We start from the raw sequence: 17,811 nt of genomic DNA on the forward strand, positions 1-17,811 counted from the left end.
CTTTTTAAAAAAATAAATAATGGCTATATACTAAATAGCCATTATTTATTGTAGTTAGGCATCAATTTTATTGCAGTAAATGCAGCCAGTATTAAAGTTTGTTTAAAAAAACTGATAAATTATAAAATGCGGTTGGCTTTTACGCTTGAGTCGCTTATTCTAGGCACATATATGTAGCTGCTTAGTTGACACTTAAATGTTATTACTGCTTGCTATTACTCTATAACCGCACTTAATCCGCAAAGGTAACACCTCGTTTGAACCACCTAGACAACCATAACCAAGTTAATAAAATAAATGTTATTAGCACCTTTTATTTAGCAGAAAACCTGTGAAAATACCTAAACGCCTACAACCGCTAGTTGATGATGGTTTAATTGATGACGTACTCAGCAGGCTTATGAGCGGTAAAGAAGCCGATGTTTTTGTAGTGCAGTGTGGCGATCATATTCGCTGCGCTAAAGTTTATAAAGAAGCCAGTAAACGTAGTTTTAAAAAAGCCGCACAATATCAAGAAGGCCGTAAAGTTCGTGGTGGGCGCCAAGCGCGTGCTATGGGTAAACGCTCAAGTTATGGTCGCCAATTAGAAGAAGAAATTTGGCAAAATGCCGAAGTTGATGCGCTATCACGTTTAGCGAGTGCCGGTGTACGTGTACCCGACACCTACGGCTGTATTGATGGTGTGTTGCTAATGGAGCTTGTGTGCGATGACAGCGGCGACGTTGCCCCGCAGTTAGGTAATGTAGCTCTTAGTGAAGAAGAGGCGATTAGGCAGCATAGCTTAATGATGCATTACATTAAATTAATGTTGTGTGCGGGTATCATCCACGGTGACTTATCAGAATTTAATGTATTGGTTGACAGCAAAGGCCCTGTAATTATCGACTTACCGCAAGCGGTTAATGCCGCAGCGAATAATAGCGCCGAAGCAATGTTTGCTCGCGATGTTAATAATATGCGCCGTTATTACGGCGAATATGCACCGGCTTTATTGCAAACTCAATACGCCAAAGAAATGTGGGCATTATTTTCTGAGGCAAACTTAACGCCTAACTCCACTTTAACAGGTGAATTTGAAGATAACAGTGAAGCCGCTGATGTTGATGCAATACTTGAAGAAATTGAAGCTGCTCGTGAAGAAGAGCTGGAGCGCTTAGACCGTATTCGAGACGTTGACGAAGATGCTTAAACTTAATTAAATTAAGCTGATGTCTAGCGTGTAGTAGCTAGACATCAAACCGTTGCAGTTAAATTCAATAAAACAAAGGTTAACTTAATCGCGGCCTGAGCCCGTATAAAGCAAATGTTTTTTGTTTTAACGCTTTCTCTTTCACCTTGAGTAATTTAGCTGTTATTTCACTCCTATTCCCTGCGCTTTAAAGTACTGCTGTATTTCATTTGTATGTGGTTTAAATGCACGCCAGCGGCCAATGGCTTTGTTGTTGAGTGGTTGGCGAACCTGCACTTTACTGGCGGTAGAAACCGGCGCTGTATTTAAATGAAAATCAATACACTGCGGTTGCCACGCTAAATCACAAAACTTAACTAAATCTTTAATTTGCGCTTCGGGCTGCGCTACTAATTCCTCGTACTGAACTAATTTTATTGTATTTTTATGCAAACTTTGAAAATGCTGCATTAGTTTATAAAAACGGCTATAAAATTTAGCGGTATCAAGTAAGTCTAACGAATAAGCGTAATAAGGGTTATTAATACTAAATAGTTGGCGATAGTTACCAATACAGGTGTCCATTGGATCGCGTAGCAGGCAAATTATTTTTGCATTAGGTAATGCTTTAGTTATTAAATCAATATAAAAAAAGTTAAAAGGGAGTTTATCAATAAAGTGTTTACTATTGCCTGTAACTACGCGGGTAGCATTTAAGTAATGAGTACCAAGTTGCTCAAAGTTCATTTGATAAGCGCTACTCAGGGTTTGGTTATCAAGCACGTGCGGCGAGGTAGTTTGGCTTATTTTTTTAACACACAGGCCAAAGTCTTGCAGTTCGCCTGCAGATTGCACGTCGCTGTGGCTTGATAAAATACGCTCTACTAAGGTGGTGCCAGAGCGCGGCATACCTAAAACAAAAATAGGCTCCTTGCTTGGGTTACCTGAGGCGTTTAGCTTGTTGTGCTCAAGGCTTAACTTTTTAATATGTGCAAATAAAGCCGCAGATCCCTCGTTATCAAATGGGCTGTTTTTAAGTTTATCGGCTTTACCTTGTTGCAGTGCTATAAAAGCATCCGAAAATGCGCCAATATCTTGATATTCTTTTGCTAATGCATGGCCAATATGTAGTTTTGCATCGGGGTGAGTAACCTGTTCTGCAACCGTTTTTAAGCGCTTAATATGGTTAGTTTGCGTGCTTGCTTTAGTTAAATCGCTCAATGCAAAGTGGCTTTGGTGATGTAATGGTTTTAGAGTAATAGCACTTTCAAACGCATCTTGAGCTTGCTCAAAAAGGCCTAAAAATTTAGCGCAAACACCAAAGTTATAAAAAAACTGTGCTTGTGGAGTTTGTTTGTTATTTGAAAGCGTTAACGCGCATTCAAAGTAATTTATTGCTTGTTCGTGTAAACCCGCTTGTGTGAGTGCAACGCCTAAAGTGTCTGCATCCAGCGCTTTAGTTATTTTGCTAAGTGCAACACTTAATGCGGTTGTTTTGGCTTTTTGTAGTTGCCCTGTTAGCGCGTAGCATTTTGCCAGTTGCGCTGTGTATTCAACACTTTCTTTCAAACCTTGCGCTTTTTCAATCAGCTGAATGGCTTTGTAAATTTGGCCCACTTGCAGGTTTACCATAGCTAATAAAAAATAGCCGTCTGCAAAGTCTGGTTTTTGGGTAACAAGTTCAACTAAAGCTTTATGCGCTTGTTGCGCATCACCTTGGTTTAAGTAATTTATGGCACTTTGATGTAACTGTTTTAGGCTAGGGGGCATAGTTATAGTTAGCTCGTATAAATAAAAAGGCTCAAATAAATTTGAGCCTTTATGACATAGATTAAGTACAGTTTAAATGTAATTTAAATTATATTTCAAACTTGTAGTTAAATTTAATGCCTACCGTAAGAGGGCGGTTAATGTAATGGCCATAGTTACGTTGTATTTCTGCGCCATTAGCACTTGTAATATCGGCATCTGAGCGACGTACCGAGGTAACAGCATATTTATTAAACATATTATCAACATACAATGTAGTTGACCACGCATCTGCTGTTAACTTAGCTGAAATATTACTTAAGCTGTAACCTGGTAGTACTTCACCGTTATCACGTAAACCAACTTTGGAAATAACGTCACTTTGCGCAGTTAAGCCGTAGTTTATATCTAATGTTTTGTCGTTAAACACGTCAGTTTGGTAATTAATACCTAATGAAAACTGATGCTCTGGCGAACCAGGTAGGCGATCGCCATCTGCAGCGCCATCACTCCCGTCAGCGTTAAACAAAAATGGTGCATCTGATGTTAGCTCAGCTTTAGTGTAAGCGTATGTTGCGTAGGCGCTAAACGAGTTTGATAAAATAGCGCGAGTAGCAATTTCAATGCCTTTTGCGTTAGCGCTGCCAGCGTTTGAAAGGTAAGGCAGTTGGCCTACCGCGGTTGCTCCAGTAATTTGTGCATTGTCCCAATCTACGTTAAAGAGTGCAGCGTTAAAGTGTAACTGACTTCTAAACCATGTACTTTTAAAGCCAAGCTCGTAGTTGGTCGTTATATCGGCATCAAATAGCATTTCATCTGGTTTACCACAGCCTGTTTGTTGATCCTCAGGAAGTGGATCAGGGCACGGAACCAAGCCATTTGAACCACCGATTCTAAAGCCTTCACTTACTGTTACATAGCCCATTACGGTGTCATTAAATTGATACTTAGCGTTAAATTTTAATAAATTACCGTTATCACTTGCTGCATTTTCTTCAAAGTTAATAGCGATATCGTTAGGGCCGGCACCATCATATAATGTATTTGCTAACGGAAAGTCAAAAGCGGCTTTAGACTTTACATCGTATTCGTAAAATCGTACACCAAGCGTTATATCTAGTTTGTCGGTTACTTGGTAACCAACTTCACCAAAAAGAGCGGACTCTGTTACTTTGCTGCTCGTTATTTCTAGGTACTCTAGTGCGTCAGGTCTAAGTTGAGTTGCGTCAAAGTTATCAACCGCAAACTGATCAAAGCCTGGTGTAAATTCTCTGCTTGATGCATCTGTGTCTTTTTTATTATAAAAACCACCTACTATCCAACTCAAATCGCTATCACCTTGTGATACTAAACGCAGCTCTTGGGTAAAGGTGTCTACTTCATCAGTTTCGCGGGTAAATGTTGAAAATGCTGGAAACTCTTCGTAGCCATAATCAAGACGGATCAGTAAATCGGTTTGGTCGCGTTGACCTTCAGCTTCAAAGCTTGATATACCGGTAGCCGATACTAACTCTGCAAAGCCTAAGTCAGCTTTGAGTTCTAGGCTAAGTAATTGATCTTCTTTTTCACGTGGCTCTTCGTAACGATACGCTGACTCGTACTTACCAATTATATCGCTTAAGCCATTGTTTGCATTTAAGCTGTTGCTATGAACAATTGAACGACCTTCGCTTTCTTGTTTTTGATAAAAATAGTTAAGCGTACCTTCAAAAGACTCACTCGCTTTATAACGAACTGATATACGCCCTGTAGTGGTGGTTTCGCCGTTGGCATCTTTTACTTGTTTAAGGTTGTTGTTAACGGCATCAGTATTGCTCCAATCAGGATCGCTAAGCGATACTCCCGGCTCACGAACAACATAATTGTAATCTACAAAACCCGGATCTTTATATAGGTTTAAGCTAGTACGTATAGCAAGTTTATCTTCAATAATTGGTAAGTTGAAAATAAAGCCACCTTCACCACCTACTGAGTCACTTTCTTGGGTTTGGAAAACATCACCGTAAATTTCGCCTGAGGTAAAATCAAGCTCTGGCGCTTTTAGCATGTAACGAATGGCGCCGCCTAATGTACCTGCGCCATATAATGTACCTTGTGGTCCAATAAGTACTTCTACGCGCTCAATATCAACGAGGCGCATATCAACACTTACCGGAATTTCGTTGATATAAGTTGCGACAGTGCCGCCATCTGACGCTGGACCCGATGAGTTAGTATTTAAACCACGTACAATAATAGGTGAACCTTCGCGGCCACCTTGGTCAGTAATTGTTAAACCAGGAACCCAGCGTGCTACATCGGCAAGTTCACTAATGTTTTGATCTTTCATTACATCAGCGTCAAGCGCGGTTATATTAAGTGGTGCTGCTTGCACAGAGCCGCTGCGTCGTGTTGCCGTAACCTCTATAACTTCAAGTGATTTGTTTTTTGTAACCACTTGTTCTTGAGCTGAAGCGGTATTAGAGAATAAAACCACACTCGAAAGTGTGCTTGAAATAGCCAAGGTTAACAGGCTTGGTTTAAACATAAAAAATGATCCTAATGCAATTAGTTATAATGAGTAAGTAAGGATTTTAGTTTATCAGGGTGGAATACATCTGGGAATAAAAATATGAATTATAATTCACTTTTATAGAATAAATATCAAATCTAAGTTTGTTTAGATTAATAAATAACCATTGGTAACAGTTGCTTGCTTAAAAAGCATTCAGCGTGCTCTTACAGCTTAGTTGTTAAAAGCTAAACAGTAGTAAAATTTATAGCAAGATGCTGAGTAGCAAGTGGCATTACACTGATGAGCAAAACTGTTATGCATTTAAATGCAGGTAAAGGGTTAAAGTAACAAGTATAAATGATACAAAAACATGGCCGTTTTCATTAGAAAATTAAAGCCACTAGAGGTTAGGGCATATTTATCTTTTGAAGTTGTAGCAGTGCGTTTGGTTTTTAGGTTAGGCAGAGCCTATGTAATGTGGGTATTCATCATAAGTAGGCGATAACGACGCATAAATGCCAAACACGCGCTGCCCGAAGGGTTATATCTAGGGGAGTAACTTTTCCTGCATGGATGTAAGCCAGTAAACTAAAGCAGGAGCAGTTATCGAGCCCATTAGCTTACAAATTTCGCGCCGGGATTAAATTGCCCCTAAATTGAACAAATATTAATCCCTAAGGTTAATACGGCCTACTGACTTAATGAGGATAGATTAACTGCTGCTTTGTGGTTTTGAGGTTGAACTGCCAACAGAAGCAATAATTACCAGTAATATTGCCAGCCACTGCCAAATAGACAATAGTTCGCCTAATATGAGTAATCCGGCTAATGCTGCAATTGCGGGCTCTAAGCTCATCATAATACTAAAGCCTTGCGACGACATATTACGCAAAGTGATCATTTCTAGGGTATACGGCAGGGCGCTTGAGAGTATTGCAATAGCAATACCTAACGGAATAATATCCCAACTGAATGAAGAGGCTTGCAAAATTCCGCCATAGGGCACAAGTACAATGGCCGAAATAGTCATACCCATAGCCACAGTTGCACCACCAGATCCTTGATTACCGGTTTTTTTACCAAAAAGAATATAACCCGCCCAACATGCACCAGCGGCAAGCGCCAATATAACGCCAACCGGATCTAGGCTTTCTTGGCCTTTCATATCAGGCAGTAGTAATAAAATACCCGCAATAGCACAGCCTACCCAAAATAGATCACGCTTACGGCGCGATGAAAATAATGCAACTGCTAATGGGCCGGTAAATTCAAGTGCAACACCAATACCCAGTGGAATACGCTCTATGGCGTAATAAAACAAAATGTTCATACCGCCGAGGCTCAGGCCGTAAATTAAAATAGGAAATCGTTGGCCTGCTGCAGGGAAGTGTTTCCATGGTTTAAAAATCAGACATAAAATAGTGGCAGAAAAGCCTAAACGTAGTGCAGTAGTCCCTTCAGGGCCTACAATAGGGAAGAGTTGCTTGGCAAGCGACGCACCAGATTGAATAGTTACCATAGCGAGCAATATACAAAAAACAGCGAGTAAGAGTTCTTTCGTAGATGAATGCATTGTTTTCCTTGTATATCACTATTAAATTTGGCGCATTCTACCTGTTTTTGATACTCGAGGTAAACTTATTCGATAAACAACATATTAAGCAACTTTCGCTTTGTTCTTGTTAAAGAAAACATATGTTGTTGCGGCTGTTAAGCTTATTGCTTCACAAGCTCAAAAGTAGTTAAAAACGTATGAGCGTTAGCTATTAAACTAACACTCATATTGTGAACTACCCACCGACACCGCTTCGTGTCGATCAATGGGTTTTCTCGGAGTTTTTTGGATAAAACGGCTAATAGGTTCTACAGCAAAGGTTTAATTAGTCTCAAAAGCTTTATCGTTTGGGTATACAACACCTAATTGCGCGCGAGCGGTATCAAGTACATGCATTACATCAATACTCAGCTGGTGTGTATTAATATCCGATTGTAGCGCTTTTTGTGTAATCATTTGCATAAAATGATCAACTTCATGTTTCATAAAATGCTCATCAAAAGGCTGCGACAGTAGTTCGCGCTCACCGTTATTAGCAATAAACTCTACTTTTTTGAGTTGCGATACAGCTTCTATTCTAATGCGGCCAAGTTCGCCTTGTATTTCGGTAATATTATCGCCTTGCGATATTTTAGAGTAGCTGATCACCGCTTGTTTATCGTGGTAATTTAAAAGTACATCGCCTGCACCGTCTACGCCGGTATCAAGGAGTACACCGCTTGCGTGTACACTGTTTGGTGCGCCCCACAGTGCTATTAATAAATACAGCGGATAAATGCCTAAATCAACCAAAGCACCATTAGCAAATTGAGGTAAAAAGGTATTTGGGCGCTCGCCATTTTTATATTTATCGTAGCGCGATGAATACTGACTGTATTGGCCAATAAACTTACGCGGTGTACCAATTTTTAGCATGGCTTGTTGCAACAGTGCAAAGTTGGGTAAATGCGTGGTCATCATGGCTTCCATGTATAACCGTTGATGTTTTTTAGCAGTTGCTATAATAGTGGCTAATTCGGCACTATTAGCCGCCGCTGGTTTTTCTCCAAGTACATGTTTACCTGCTGCTAAACATTGCACTGCATATAGCTGATGTAAGCTATTAGGTGCGGCAATATAAACGGCATCTACGTGCTCGTCTTGGCAAACTTGTTCTATTGAGGTAAATATTTTTGCTTGAGTATTTTTTGGGTGTTTAGCTAAAAAGGCTTCGCCGCTCGTTGTTGCGCGCGAGCATACACCATATAAATTAAAATCGATTAAGGTGTTGGCTGCTTTTAATAAGGTATCGCTAATAAAATTAGTACCGACAATAACAAAGTTCATACTCAACTCTATAAATTCATAAAAAGTGATACGCAGTTTAACAATTATTTGTTCTAAATGCGCGAGGAGAACAGCCAAACCAGCGTTTAACACTGGCGCTTAATGTGGCTTGTTCTTGATAACCCAACAATTCTGATATGGTTGATATAGTAAGTTGCCCTTGCGTTAAATAGTGCTGCGCAAGTGCACGGCGCGTAGCATCTTTGAGCTTTACAAAGCTGGTATTATGCTTAGCTAGTTTGCGATGTAAAGTACGTGGATGCATATTAAGCGCCGCAGCAATAGTGTGATTAGAGCACTGATAAATAGGCAGCATGGGGCGCATTAACGCGCTTACTTGAATGGGTAATGGGCTGTTGTATTGACTATTTTTAGCTAAAAAGTTTCGTGCAGCCTCTACGTTAGTCAGCTCCCCTTGTTCAAGTGCTATGCTTAAGTCTTGTTTTGCAATCACAATACCCGCGCTGTTGCGGTGCTCTATTACTTTACAGTCAAAATAGCTGCTATAAGCATACTTATTGGTGGTGAGCTTTTGTGGTAAAAAAACTGTGATAGGTTTGCATTGGTTATTACTAAGCTTTTTAATCGCTCCCATGGCTAAGCCAATTGTTAGTTCGGTAACTTGGTTAATGTTAGGCAGCGGGTTAAGATTAATTTCGAACGATAAAAACAAGTTTTTATCGTTCTCTAATGGATGAGCCGTAAGCCTAAGAGCAGGGCTGTGCAAATGTAAGTATTTAACCACCCAATCTAGTGCATCACTTAAATAGGTCCCGCTTTTAGCGGCAATAGAAATATAACCCAAAATATCAAAACTTTGTCGGTTGGCGAGCTTTAAGCCAAAGCTGGGGCAATTAAATTGTTGTGCGCAGTATTCTAATAATGCTGCATAGCAACGATAGCTTACATATTGGTTTTCGAGCTGAGTAAAATCAACGTTAATATTACACGCCTGCATAACGGTAGCTACATTTGCGCCAAATTCTAAAATTAGCGTATCAATACCTTGTAAAGACGTGGCTCTTATTAAACTGCTCATAGTTAACCTTTGTTGTTGGTGTCTAAAAATATCAAGTTTTTATGTTTTTATCTATGCAATATTGTGGTTATGGTTAATGTGTAAAAATTATAAAAGGCATGCTATGAATACAACATTTGACTACATAGTAGTAGGCGCGGGCAGTGCAGGGTGTGTTATTGCCTCGCGGCTATCAGAAAATGCCAATGTGAGCGTGTGCTTAATTGAAGCAGGCTCTAGCGATAAGAGTGCTTTTGTACAAATGCCCGCAGGGGTTGCTGCAAGTGTGCCTTATGGTATTAATAGCTGGCATTACAATACAGTAGCGCAAAAAGAGCTGAATAATCGCTGTGGTTTTATGCCACGAGGTAAGGTATTGGGTGGCTCAAGCTCTATTAATGCCATGGTGTATATTAGAGGCAATAAATACGATTACGATCAGTGGGCGGCCAATGGTAATAGTGGCTGGGATTATGACAGTTTATTACCCTACTTTATAAAAGCCGAAAACAATAAAACATTTACCAATAGTGATTTACATGGCACACAAGGACCACTTCACGTACAAGAGTTGAATGAACCAAGCCCAGTAAATCAATGTTTTTTAAATGCCTGCGTTGAGCAAGGGGTGAGTTTAAATAACGATATAAATGCAATCGAGCAGCAAGGTGCTAGGCTTTCACAGGTTACGCAACATAATGGAGAGCGTTGCAGCGCGGCTAAAGCGTACTTAACCCCTCATTTAAAACGTGCAAACTTAACCGTATTAACCAATAGCCATGTAAATAAAGTAATAATAAACAATAATATGGCGCAAGGTGTACAAATTGAGCTTAATAAACAGGTAATTAATTTATACGCCAATAATGAAGTGATCCTCAGTGCGGGGGCAATTAATTCGCCGCAACTGTTAATGCTTTCAGGGGTTGGCCCCAGGAGTCATTTACACGCGCATAATATTAAAGTGATTGTACCATTAGAGGGGGTGGGGGCTAACTTACACGACCACCTTACAGTGGTGCCTTTGTATAGAGCAAAAACCAGTAAAGGCACGTTTGGCTTGAGCATTCCAGGGGCAGCTAGAGTGTTAAAAGGCTGTATAGATTGGTTTAGTAAGCGCCAAGGGTGCTTAACCACCAACTTTGCAGAGTCGCATGCATTTATTAAGCTATTTGATGACTCCCCCGCGCCTGACGTACAGCTAGAGTTTGTGCTGGGTTTAGTGGATGATCACAGCCGAAAATTACACACCGGCCATGGTTACAGTATTCATAGTAGTATTATGCGCCCTAAAAGCCGCGGTGCTGTTACGCTAGCCGATTGCGATCCGCGCAGCGCACCGCTAATCGATCCTAATTATTTAAGCCATCCCGACGATTTAAACGTAATGTTACAAGGGCTTAAAAAAACACTACAAATAATGCAAAGCAGTGCATTTGATGCCATTCGTGGTGACATGGTTTACCCGCTTGATATAAATAACGATGAGCAATTAATTGCATTTATTCGGCAAACGGCCGATACCGAATACCACCCGGTAGGTACTTGTAAAATGGGTAATGATCCACTTGCAGTGGTTGACAATGAGCTGCGAGTTTACGCTATACAAGGGCTACGCGTAGTAGATGCCTCAATTATGCCTAGCATAATAACCGGTAACACCAATGCCGCGGTTATTGCTATTGCTGAAAAAGCGGCCGATTTAATTAAGCAGGCTAATTCTTAAATTAATCCTTAAGTTAAACCTTAAGTATAAAAGGTATTAAGCCATTGCTGCCAGTCGTGTTCTAGGCGCAGCATTTGCTGATGCTTTTTGGCATTTAAATGTTTGTTTTCGTCCTCGGTTGCCATATAGGGGCCAACACGACAAAGTGGGCAGTGATTTGGGGTTAAATAATGCGGCAAAGTAAGATGACAGCTTAACTCGCTATGTTGTTTTGGGCTAAATACATAGGTAATACCGCTGGTGTCTTTTACGTGTTTATCGCGATCAACATTGCGAATTTTATAACCAGAAAAGCGGCTAATATCAAACGGCATTTGCCCTAAATACTCAGCGTTTAAATGTGCATTTAAACTGCCTTCTATATTCCACTCTCGGTAAGGCTTTACATCTTTTGAAGTGATATAGCACAGCATTGGACCATTGGGGTTAAGTGCATACTCGTTAGCGTATTTTATAAATTGGTGCAGTAAAGCACGATTTAAAACGTTCATACTGGTTTGTTGAGTATTGTGTTCAAACGCTTCGCGGCCCACAAAGGCAGGAATAAGCGGAAACTGAAAAATAACCACATCAAAGCTATGTAAGTTAACGTTTAGGTTTTGCCAGCACTGGGGTTTTGTAACATCAAAGCTATTAAGTACGGTTACCTTATTGGCTTTTAAAGTGCTTAGTGCATTGTCTTGATATTTATGCTCAATAGTGGCTGCGTCATCAAACGTAGAGGCAACCAATAAGCTTGGTTTTAGGTGTTGATGCAGCGCGTTAGAAAACGATAAATCGCCATCGCCCACTGTAAGTATTTTCCATTTGGGATTTAGGTACATAAGTTATTTAGTATTTTTATCGCTACTTGTAATGATAACGTCGGCGTTATTATTTAGCGTTTGTTGCTCATATAAACGCAGCATGGCTAAACGTGTTTTTAACCCTTCAATGGCCACTTGCTTAAGTATAAGGTTAAAGGTAATTAAAATAGCGAACATAATATGAATAGGGCCATGGGTAAAGCCAGCGTCTATGTCGTAAATAGATAAACCAAACAAAACAAATAATACCACCATTAGTATTTCAATGAGTTGATTAGAATAAAAGCTCAGACGGCCTTCACTTTTGTGGTCTTTTTTTATACTAATGGCGCAAAAAAATGGAATAACTTTAATTTTAAATACCGCTTTTTTTTCTACGTAGTTTTCGCCAAGCGTATTAAGTTGCTGGCGTAATTGGTCAATCATGGTGTGCCCTTAAGCGCAATAGTTTAAATTAGTTAGGGTAAATGCTCATACCAATAGTAAATATATGGCATACAAACACCACAGAGGTGAGTACAAAACGCATTTTTTGATAATCTTTATGGTAGCTTTGCCATTGTGGTGATGCTTTTTCAAAAATAAGCACTAACCAAAAGCTTACCGCTAACCACGCAAGCGCCCATTCAACCGGTAAAAATGATAAAAACGGTACAGGTATAACTACAATAATAGCTTTTATAGCATTGCTGTAACTTTGCTCACCAGCACGCCATAAATTACCCGCCATAAAGGCTAAAATAGCAATACTGTAAAAAGTAAAAAACTCTAAGTTTACACTGTTACTGCCAAACATTAGTGGCCAACCAACACAGCCTAAAAATGGGAGCAAACCCAAGTAGCCTAGTTGTATGTGGTTAATAAATTTTTCCATAACAGCACGCCTCGTTTATATGGTGGGTATTTAGCGCGGCTATTGTAACAGTATTACTAATAGCTACCTTAAAAAATTGCGTATAAAAGTAATTTGCCAAACCCCCATCTCAAAAACTGATTGAATCAATCTAAACAATCAGTTTTATTTAAATTCTCATTGCTCTTATAGTATTAATCAAGCCAACGCAGAGGGTCGTTTAAAACGATAGCGTTGATTACTTTTTAAATACATTAAACATAAATGAGGAAATACCATGAGCACTTCATTAATCAATACAAAATTACAACCATTCAATGCAACCGCTTACCACAACGGCGACTTTGTAGAATTATCTGAAAAAGACGTACTTGGTAAATGGTCTATTTTCTTCTTTTACCCAGCGGATTTTACGTTTGTATGCCCAACTGAACTTGGCGACATGGCAGATTATTACGCACAATTACAAGAAATGGGCGTAGAAGTTTATTCAGTATCTACCGATACTCATTTTACTCACAAAGCATGGCACGACACGTCAGACACAATAGGTAAAATTACTTACCCTATGATTGGCGACCCAACAGGGCGCATTACACGTAACTTTGGCGTAATGATTGAAGAAGAAGGTTTAGCACTTCGCGGTACATTTGTAATGAACCCAGAAGGCGAAATTAAAATTATAGAAACGCACGATTTAGGTATTGGCCGTAGCGCTAAAGAACTCGTTCGTAAAGTACAAGCTGCACAATACATTGCAACGCACGACGGTGAAGTTTGCCCTGCATCTTGGCAGCCAGGTGAAGACACACTTGCACCTTCACTAGATTTAGTTGGTAAAATTTAAGTACTCGATTTACCAAGTAAGGGCAGGTAACTGCCCTTAAATCAATAAACATCCGTTTGTTGGTGCCTCCTATTTCAATATACTTGTTTAAGCACATGCATTATTTGGCATGGGAGGCTTGCTGTTTAAATTTCAATAAAAGGGTTAAGCCATGTTAGATAACAACATAAAAAATCAATTAAAAAGCCATTTTGAATCGCTTACTCAGCCTGTTGAGCTGCTTATCGCCTTGGACGACAGCAAAAAATCAACAGAAGTAGCAAGCTTAGCAAACGATTTAGCCACACTAAGCGATAAATTTACGGTAATAAACAACCCAGATACAAGCGCACGACGGCCGTCAATGGTTGTACATTCACCTATAAAAAACACCCATATTACGTTTGCGGGTGTACCTATGGGCCATGAATTCACTAGTTTAGTGTTAGCGCTATTGCACACAGGCGGACATGCCAGTAAAGCAAAAGCCGAGGACATTGAACAAATAAAATCACTTACTCAAGAGCTTAACTTTGAAGTGTATATAAGCTTAAGTTGCCAGACATGCCCGCAAGTAGTGCAGGCACTTAATACTATGGCAGCAACGAATAATAAAATTAAAACCACCATGATAGATGGCGCGTTATTTCAAGGCGAAGTAGAAGAGCGAAATATTTTAGCTGTACCGGCTGTTTATTTAAATGGCGAACCATTTAGCCAAGGTGCACTAAGCCTAACCGACATACTCAATAAAGTAGATAGCAAAGGTGCACAGCGCCAAGCTGAGTCGTTAAGTAAAAAAGAAAAGTTTGACGTGTTAGTTATTGGTGGTGGGCCTGCGGGTGCATCGGCTGCTATTTACTCAGCACGAAAAGGGTTAAACACCGGTATTGTTGCAGATAGGTTTGGCGGACAAGTAGCCGATACTTTAGCAATAGAGAACTTTATTTCGATTAAAGCCACCGAAGGGCCAAAACTAGTAGCGCAACTAGAAGAGCACGTAAAAGAATACGACGTAGATGTAATGCATAACCAACGTGCAGCTAAGCTTAGTCGCAGTAATAATGGTTACGAAATTACCCTAGAAAACGGCGCGGTACTGAGTGCTAAGTCGCTGGTATTGGCAACCGGTGCACGCTGGCGCGAAATGAACGTAACTGGCGAGCAACAATATCGTGGCCATGGTGTGGCTTATTGCCCACATTGTGATGGGCCTTTATTTAAAGGCAAACCCGTTGCGGTAATTGGTGGCGGTAATTCAGGTATAGAAGCCGCGATTGATTTGGCCAATATTGTAGAGCATGTAACTGTGCTTGAATTTGCCGATACATTACGTGCCGACGAAGTACTTATTCGCAAAGCTAGCAGTATGGCTAATATTACTATTATTAAAAGTGCGCAAACAACTGAAGTACTCGGCGATGGTAAAAAAGTAACCGGTTTAACTTACACCGATCGCGTAAGTGGCGACAGTAAGCAACTCACCCTTGCGGGTATATTTGTACAAATTGGTTTAATACCAAATACAGAGTGGCTAAAAGACAGCGAGCTTGAATTGAGTAAATTTGGTGAGATTTTAATTGATGCCAAAGGCGCAACATCACTCCCAGGCGTTTATGGCGCGGGGGATGCAACCAATACGCCATTTAAGCAAATAATAATTGCGATGGGCAGTGGCGCAACAGCCAGCTTAGGTGCGTTTGATTACTTAATTCGCCACAGCGATGAAACAGAGCAAGCTTAATTGAGCTAACCTGCATCAGGTTAGTTAAAAAATGTCTCTTGATATAACAGCAAAAATACACCCATAGCTGTTTGTTCACCCAAGCCGCCCTTCTCCAAAGGCGGCTTTTTTTATATTTAATTTAGGGGTTAAATAAACACTGATTATTTTTGTTTTTTAACATGCAGCGTTTATAAGCTGCATGTTACTTAACCCTGGTAATGCCGACTATTATACACACAGCTCCGCCGATCATACCGGCCCATGCTTCTATTGGCGTGTCGCCACTTAGCGCACGGCTTACTTGTGAGCCAGCTGCTTCATAAACATCATACCCCCAAATAGCCAACGCAACGCCAATAATAATAAGCACAATACCAATCACTTTGTTATTCATAATAGATCCTTACTTTTTAGAGTGTTAGTTAAAAATACTTAGTAAATATAGTAGTTAAATAATAGTAAATAAGCTAACGCAATTTATGATTATTTAATAGGTTGAATTTGGTGTGTACTCTGGGTTTATATCGCCGCCCACTTCCTCAGGATCTACGTCGTTTATAAGGAGTGTTTCGCGCACGGCTTCAATATGATCAAGTACGGTTTGATAACGCTCGCCGTATTCGTATTTAGTCACCTCGATAGCTTTAGGCATGTAGGTAAATGCTATTTTAAGTGCGTGCAGTGCTTCTTGATTTATTTTTTCGTTCATTATTATCTCTCTTAAATATGTATTAAACGTAAGCTATGGTTAATAAAATAACACCAAATATAATGCGGTAAATACCAAAACTTACAAAAGTAAAGTTTTCTAAAAAGCGGATAAATAATTTAATTGTAAAATAGGCCACTATAAAAGAGGTAACAAAGCCTACAGCAAGGGCGGTTAAATCGTCAAAAGTAAATAAGTCATAATGCTTTAGCAAATCATACCCAGACGCTGCAGCAAGTACAGGTAAACCAAGTAAAAATGAAAATTCAGCGCTGGCTTTGCGGTTTAAACCACACAACATAGCACCTACAATAGAGCTGCCCGCACGACTAGTTCCAGGAATAAGTGCGAATACTTGAGCTATACCAATCCATATTGCTTGCTTATAAGTCACTTGAGTAACATCGGTAGTGGTGCAGTTTTGTTCTTTATAATTGCGCTCTAGCAGTAAAAAAATCACGCCACCAACAATAAACATAACTCCCACAACGGGTACGTTAAATAGTGCTTTTATTACGTCACTAAAAATAAAAGCAATAATGCCTAAAGGAATAAATGCGATGGCTATTTTTATCCATAAGTTAAGATGTTTTGGAGTGAACTTATCTTTATAGTTGGCAAGTACCGCTAAAATGGCGGCTAATTGAATAATTACGCCGAATGCTTGATTAGTAGCCGTTGCTTCTATTCCCAACCATTGCGCTGCTACAATAATATGCCCGGTTGACGAAATAGGTAAAAACTCAGTAATACCTTCAATAATACCTAAAATAATTGCGTTAAAAATGTCCACGTTCAATGTGTTCCTAAATACTTAATAAAAAATACAATGGGAGTTGCTAATGCTCATAATATTTTATGAGAAACAATACATAACTCACTTATCAAAATTCCGCCATAGGATAAGAGCTTATTAACAATATCTAAAGTGTTTTAATGTTTATTTAAGTAAAGGGCTGTAATTTTAAATAATACAGCTTAAGTTAGTTTTAAATTAAGCTAAAAATGCTTTTGCGGCGTCTACACCCATTTGGTAGCCAGTGTTAAGGGTTGCACGCTTTTTAGTGGTACGGCCCACTTTAAAATTAACCGGTGGCGCAATAATATTTACCCGGCAATCGGCGGGCGGGTTATTAATAAAATCAATACTTTGGTTATAAACATTGGCTCTGGTGAGGGTTGTGTTAATAAGTGCCGGGTAGTTTTTATATATTTGTTTAGTTAACCATGGTGCTTTACTTGGCCTTTTACGATAACCCAAAGGCTGAGATAAAATAACGGTTATTTCACGTGCACCCATTTCATACGCTTTTTTAACGGGGATAGAGTCGGCTACGCCGCCATCGGTCATGGCTATATTATTAATTATTGGATAGTCGCGATACGCAATAGGAATAGCACAAGACGCTTTTAATTGCTCGACCATATCGGTGCTGGTGGCTTTTAAATAATGCGCCTTACCCGATTCTATAGCCGTAGTAACAATATAAAAGTCTGCCGGATTTTGCGCAAACACGTCGGTGTTTAAACGTATTTCACGAATGGTTTCTTGCCATAGCCAGTCTAAATCAAATAAATGGCCACCTTTTATAAAGCGCGCAAAATTAATAAACTCAGGTCGACATGAATAATCGGTGATCACTTTGTAATTGCGCATTGGTTGCTTGCACAAATAGGCAGCTATATTTGTAGCCCCTGCAGATACGCCAAAATAACATGCGAATGGTTGATAGTTTTGTTTTAAAAATTCATCAAGCACACCGGCTGCAAAAATACCGCGCATTGCACCCCCTTCAACAACCAAAGTGTGTTTATGTTGATTTGTCATAACGATATATTCCTTACATCATTTTTT

Annotated in this window: 16 protein-coding genes; 4 read left to right on the forward strand and 12 right to left on the reverse strand. The window is 39.7% G+C overall.

The annotated features are described in order from the left end of the window. Nucleotides 1–331 precede the first annotated feature (331 nt). Nucleotides 332–1,189: a PA4780 family RIO1-like protein kinase gene (locus tag PTRA_RS17205; protein WP_058374887.1), complete on the forward strand. Its 858-nt coding sequence runs from the start codon at nt 332–334 to the stop codon at nt 1,187–1,189. A gap of 162 nt (nt 1,190–1,351) precedes the next feature. On the opposite strand, the gene PTRA_RS17210 is transcribed toward PTRA_RS17205, so the two are convergent. From PTRA_RS17210 to PTRA_RS17230, 5 genes are all read right to left on the reverse strand, one after another. Beyond that, nucleotides 1,352–2,938, reverse strand: coding sequence for a tetratricopeptide repeat-containing sulfotransferase family protein (locus tag PTRA_RS17210; RefSeq protein WP_058374888.1), 1,587 nt, complete (start codon nt 2,936–2,938; stop codon nt 1,352–1,354). Nucleotides 2,939–3,026: 88 nt separating this feature from the next. Further along, a complete protein-coding gene (locus tag PTRA_RS17215; protein WP_058374889.1) occupies nt 3,027–5,444 on the reverse strand; it encodes a TonB-dependent receptor in 2,418 nt (805 codons plus the stop codon). Nucleotides 5,445–6,123: 679 nt separating this feature from the next. Further along, the gene (locus tag PTRA_RS17220; protein WP_058374890.1) at nt 6,124–6,984 is read right to left on the reverse strand and encodes an EamA family transporter; all 861 of its coding nucleotides are present in this window, start codon (nt 6,982–6,984) and stop codon (nt 6,124–6,126) included. A 303-nt stretch (nt 6,985–7,287) separates the two neighbouring features. Beyond that, complete coding sequence (locus tag PTRA_RS17225) at nt 7,288–8,292, reverse strand: Gfo/Idh/MocA family protein (protein WP_058374891.1); 1,005 nt, start codon at nt 8,290–8,292, stop codon at nt 7,288–7,290. Nucleotides 8,293–8,329: 37 nt separating this feature from the next. Continuing rightward, the gene (locus PTRA_RS17230) at nt 8,330–9,331 is read right to left on the reverse strand and encodes an AraC family transcriptional regulator (protein WP_058374892.1); all 1,002 of its coding nucleotides are present in this window, start codon (nt 9,329–9,331) and stop codon (nt 8,330–8,332) included. Nucleotides 9,332–9,434: 103 nt separating this feature from the next. Here PTRA_RS17230 and PTRA_RS17235 point away from each other — a divergent pair, with 103 nt between their 5' ends. Then, complete coding sequence (locus tag PTRA_RS17235) at nt 9,435–11,036, forward strand: GMC family oxidoreductase (protein WP_058374893.1); 1,602 nt, start codon at nt 9,435–9,437, stop codon at nt 11,034–11,036. Between the two features lie 20 nt (nt 11,037–11,056). Here the strand turns inward: PTRA_RS17235 and PTRA_RS17240 are convergent, their stop codons facing one another. Genes PTRA_RS17240 through PTRA_RS17250 form a run of 3 tightly spaced genes read right to left on the reverse strand, consistent with a single transcriptional unit; the run spans nt 11,057 to nt 12,716 of the window. Next, entirely contained in the window at nt 11,057–11,860 is an 804-nt protein-coding gene (locus PTRA_RS17240) for a class I SAM-dependent methyltransferase (protein WP_058374894.1), read from the reverse strand. A gap of 3 nt (nt 11,861–11,863) precedes the next feature. After that, the gene (locus tag PTRA_RS17245) at nt 11,864–12,268 is read right to left on the reverse strand and encodes a hypothetical protein (protein WP_058374895.1); all 405 of its coding nucleotides are present in this window, start codon (nt 12,266–12,268) and stop codon (nt 11,864–11,866) included. Between the two features lie 28 nt (nt 12,269–12,296). Further along, complete coding sequence (locus tag PTRA_RS17250) at nt 12,297–12,716, reverse strand: DUF3429 domain-containing protein (RefSeq protein ID WP_058374896.1); 420 nt, start codon at nt 12,714–12,716, stop codon at nt 12,297–12,299. 256 nt (nt 12,717–12,972) lie between these two features. Here PTRA_RS17250 and ahpC point away from each other — a divergent pair, with 256 nt between their 5' ends. Both ahpC and ahpF read left to right on the forward strand, forming a co-directional pair. Beyond that, the gene (gene ahpC / locus PTRA_RS17255) at nt 12,973–13,542 is read left to right on the forward strand and encodes an alkyl hydroperoxide reductase subunit C (RefSeq protein ID WP_058374897.1); all 570 of its coding nucleotides are present in this window, start codon (nt 12,973–12,975) and stop codon (nt 13,540–13,542) included. A 151-nt stretch (nt 13,543–13,693) separates the two neighbouring features. Next, nucleotides 13,694–15,265 (forward strand): alkyl hydroperoxide reductase subunit F, encoded by a 1,572-nt coding sequence (gene ahpF / locus PTRA_RS17260; protein ID WP_058374898.1) that lies wholly within the window; start codon nt 13,694–13,696, stop codon nt 15,263–15,265. 184 nt (nt 15,266–15,449) lie between these two features. Here ahpF and PTRA_RS17265 read toward each other — a convergent pair whose 3' ends face one another. The 4 genes from PTRA_RS17265 to PTRA_RS17280 all read right to left on the reverse strand — a co-directional run bounded on the left by PTRA_RS17265 (nt 15,450) and on the right by PTRA_RS17280 (nt 17,784). After that, nucleotides 15,450–15,641: a DUF3185 family protein gene (locus PTRA_RS17265; RefSeq protein ID WP_011329897.1), complete on the reverse strand. Its 192-nt coding sequence runs from the start codon at nt 15,639–15,641 to the stop codon at nt 15,450–15,452. Between the two features lie 93 nt (nt 15,642–15,734). Next, nucleotides 15,735–15,956: a hypothetical protein gene (locus tag PTRA_RS17270; RefSeq protein WP_011329898.1), complete on the reverse strand. Its 222-nt coding sequence runs from the start codon at nt 15,954–15,956 to the stop codon at nt 15,735–15,737. A 22-nt stretch (nt 15,957–15,978) separates the two neighbouring features. Then, nucleotides 15,979–16,749, reverse strand: a complete 771-nt coding sequence (locus tag PTRA_RS17275; RefSeq protein WP_058374899.1) for an undecaprenyl-diphosphate phosphatase — start codon at nt 16,747–16,749, stop codon at nt 15,979–15,981. Between the two features lie 201 nt (nt 16,750–16,950). Beyond that, entirely contained in the window at nt 16,951–17,784 is an 834-nt protein-coding gene (locus tag PTRA_RS17280; protein WP_058374900.1) for a patatin-like phospholipase family protein, read from the reverse strand. Nucleotides 17,785–17,811 lie beyond the last annotated feature (27 nt).

Origin of the sequence: Pseudoalteromonas translucida KMM 520, from assembly GCF_001465295.1 — a bacterium.
GTDB classification, from domain to species: Bacteria; Pseudomonadota; Gammaproteobacteria; order Enterobacterales; family Alteromonadaceae; genus Pseudoalteromonas; species Pseudoalteromonas translucida.

Excerpts from the sequence above, each read along its gene's own strand:
- PTRA_RS17210 (WP_058374888.1), bottom strand. The coding sequence starts at position 2,938 with ATGCCCCCTAGCCTAAAACAGTTACATCAAAGTGCCATAAATTACTTA.
- PTRA_RS17215 (WP_058374889.1), bottom strand. The coding sequence starts at position 5,444 with ATGTTTAAACCAAGCCTGTTAACCTTGGCTATTTCAAGCACACTTTCG.
- PTRA_RS17220 (WP_058374890.1), bottom strand. The coding sequence starts at position 6,984 with ATGCATTCATCTACGAAAGAACTCTTACTCGCTGTTTTTTGTATATTG.
- PTRA_RS17225 (WP_058374891.1), bottom strand. The coding sequence starts at position 8,292 with ATGAACTTTGTTATTGTCGGTACTAATTTTATTAGCGATACCTTATTA.
- PTRA_RS17230 (WP_058374892.1), bottom strand. The coding sequence starts at position 9,331 with ATGAGCAGTTTAATAAGAGCCACGTCTTTACAAGGTATTGATACGCTA.
- PTRA_RS17235 (WP_058374893.1), top strand. The coding sequence starts at position 9,435 with ATGAATACAACATTTGACTACATAGTAGTAGGCGCGGGCAGTGCAGGG.
- PTRA_RS17240 (WP_058374894.1), bottom strand. The coding sequence starts at position 11,860 with ATGTACCTAAATCCCAAATGGAAAATACTTACAGTGGGCGATGGCGAT.
- PTRA_RS17245 (WP_058374895.1), bottom strand. The coding sequence starts at position 12,268 with ATGATTGACCAATTACGCCAGCAACTTAATACGCTTGGCGAAAACTAC.
- PTRA_RS17250 (WP_058374896.1), bottom strand. The coding sequence starts at position 12,716 with ATGGAAAAATTTATTAACCACATACAACTAGGCTACTTGGGTTTGCTC.
- ahpC (WP_058374897.1), top strand. The coding sequence starts at position 12,973 with ATGAGCACTTCATTAATCAATACAAAATTACAACCATTCAATGCAACC.
- ahpF (WP_058374898.1), top strand. The coding sequence starts at position 13,694 with ATGTTAGATAACAACATAAAAAATCAATTAAAAAGCCATTTTGAATCG.
- PTRA_RS17265 (WP_011329897.1), bottom strand. The coding sequence starts at position 15,641 with ATGAATAACAAAGTGATTGGTATTGTGCTTATTATTATTGGCGTTGCG.
- PTRA_RS17270 (WP_011329898.1), bottom strand. The coding sequence starts at position 15,956 with ATGAACGAAAAAATAAATCAAGAAGCACTGCACGCACTTAAAATAGCA.
- PTRA_RS17280 (WP_058374900.1), bottom strand. The coding sequence starts at position 17,784 with ATGACAAATCAACATAAACACACTTTGGTTGTTGAAGGGGGTGCAATG.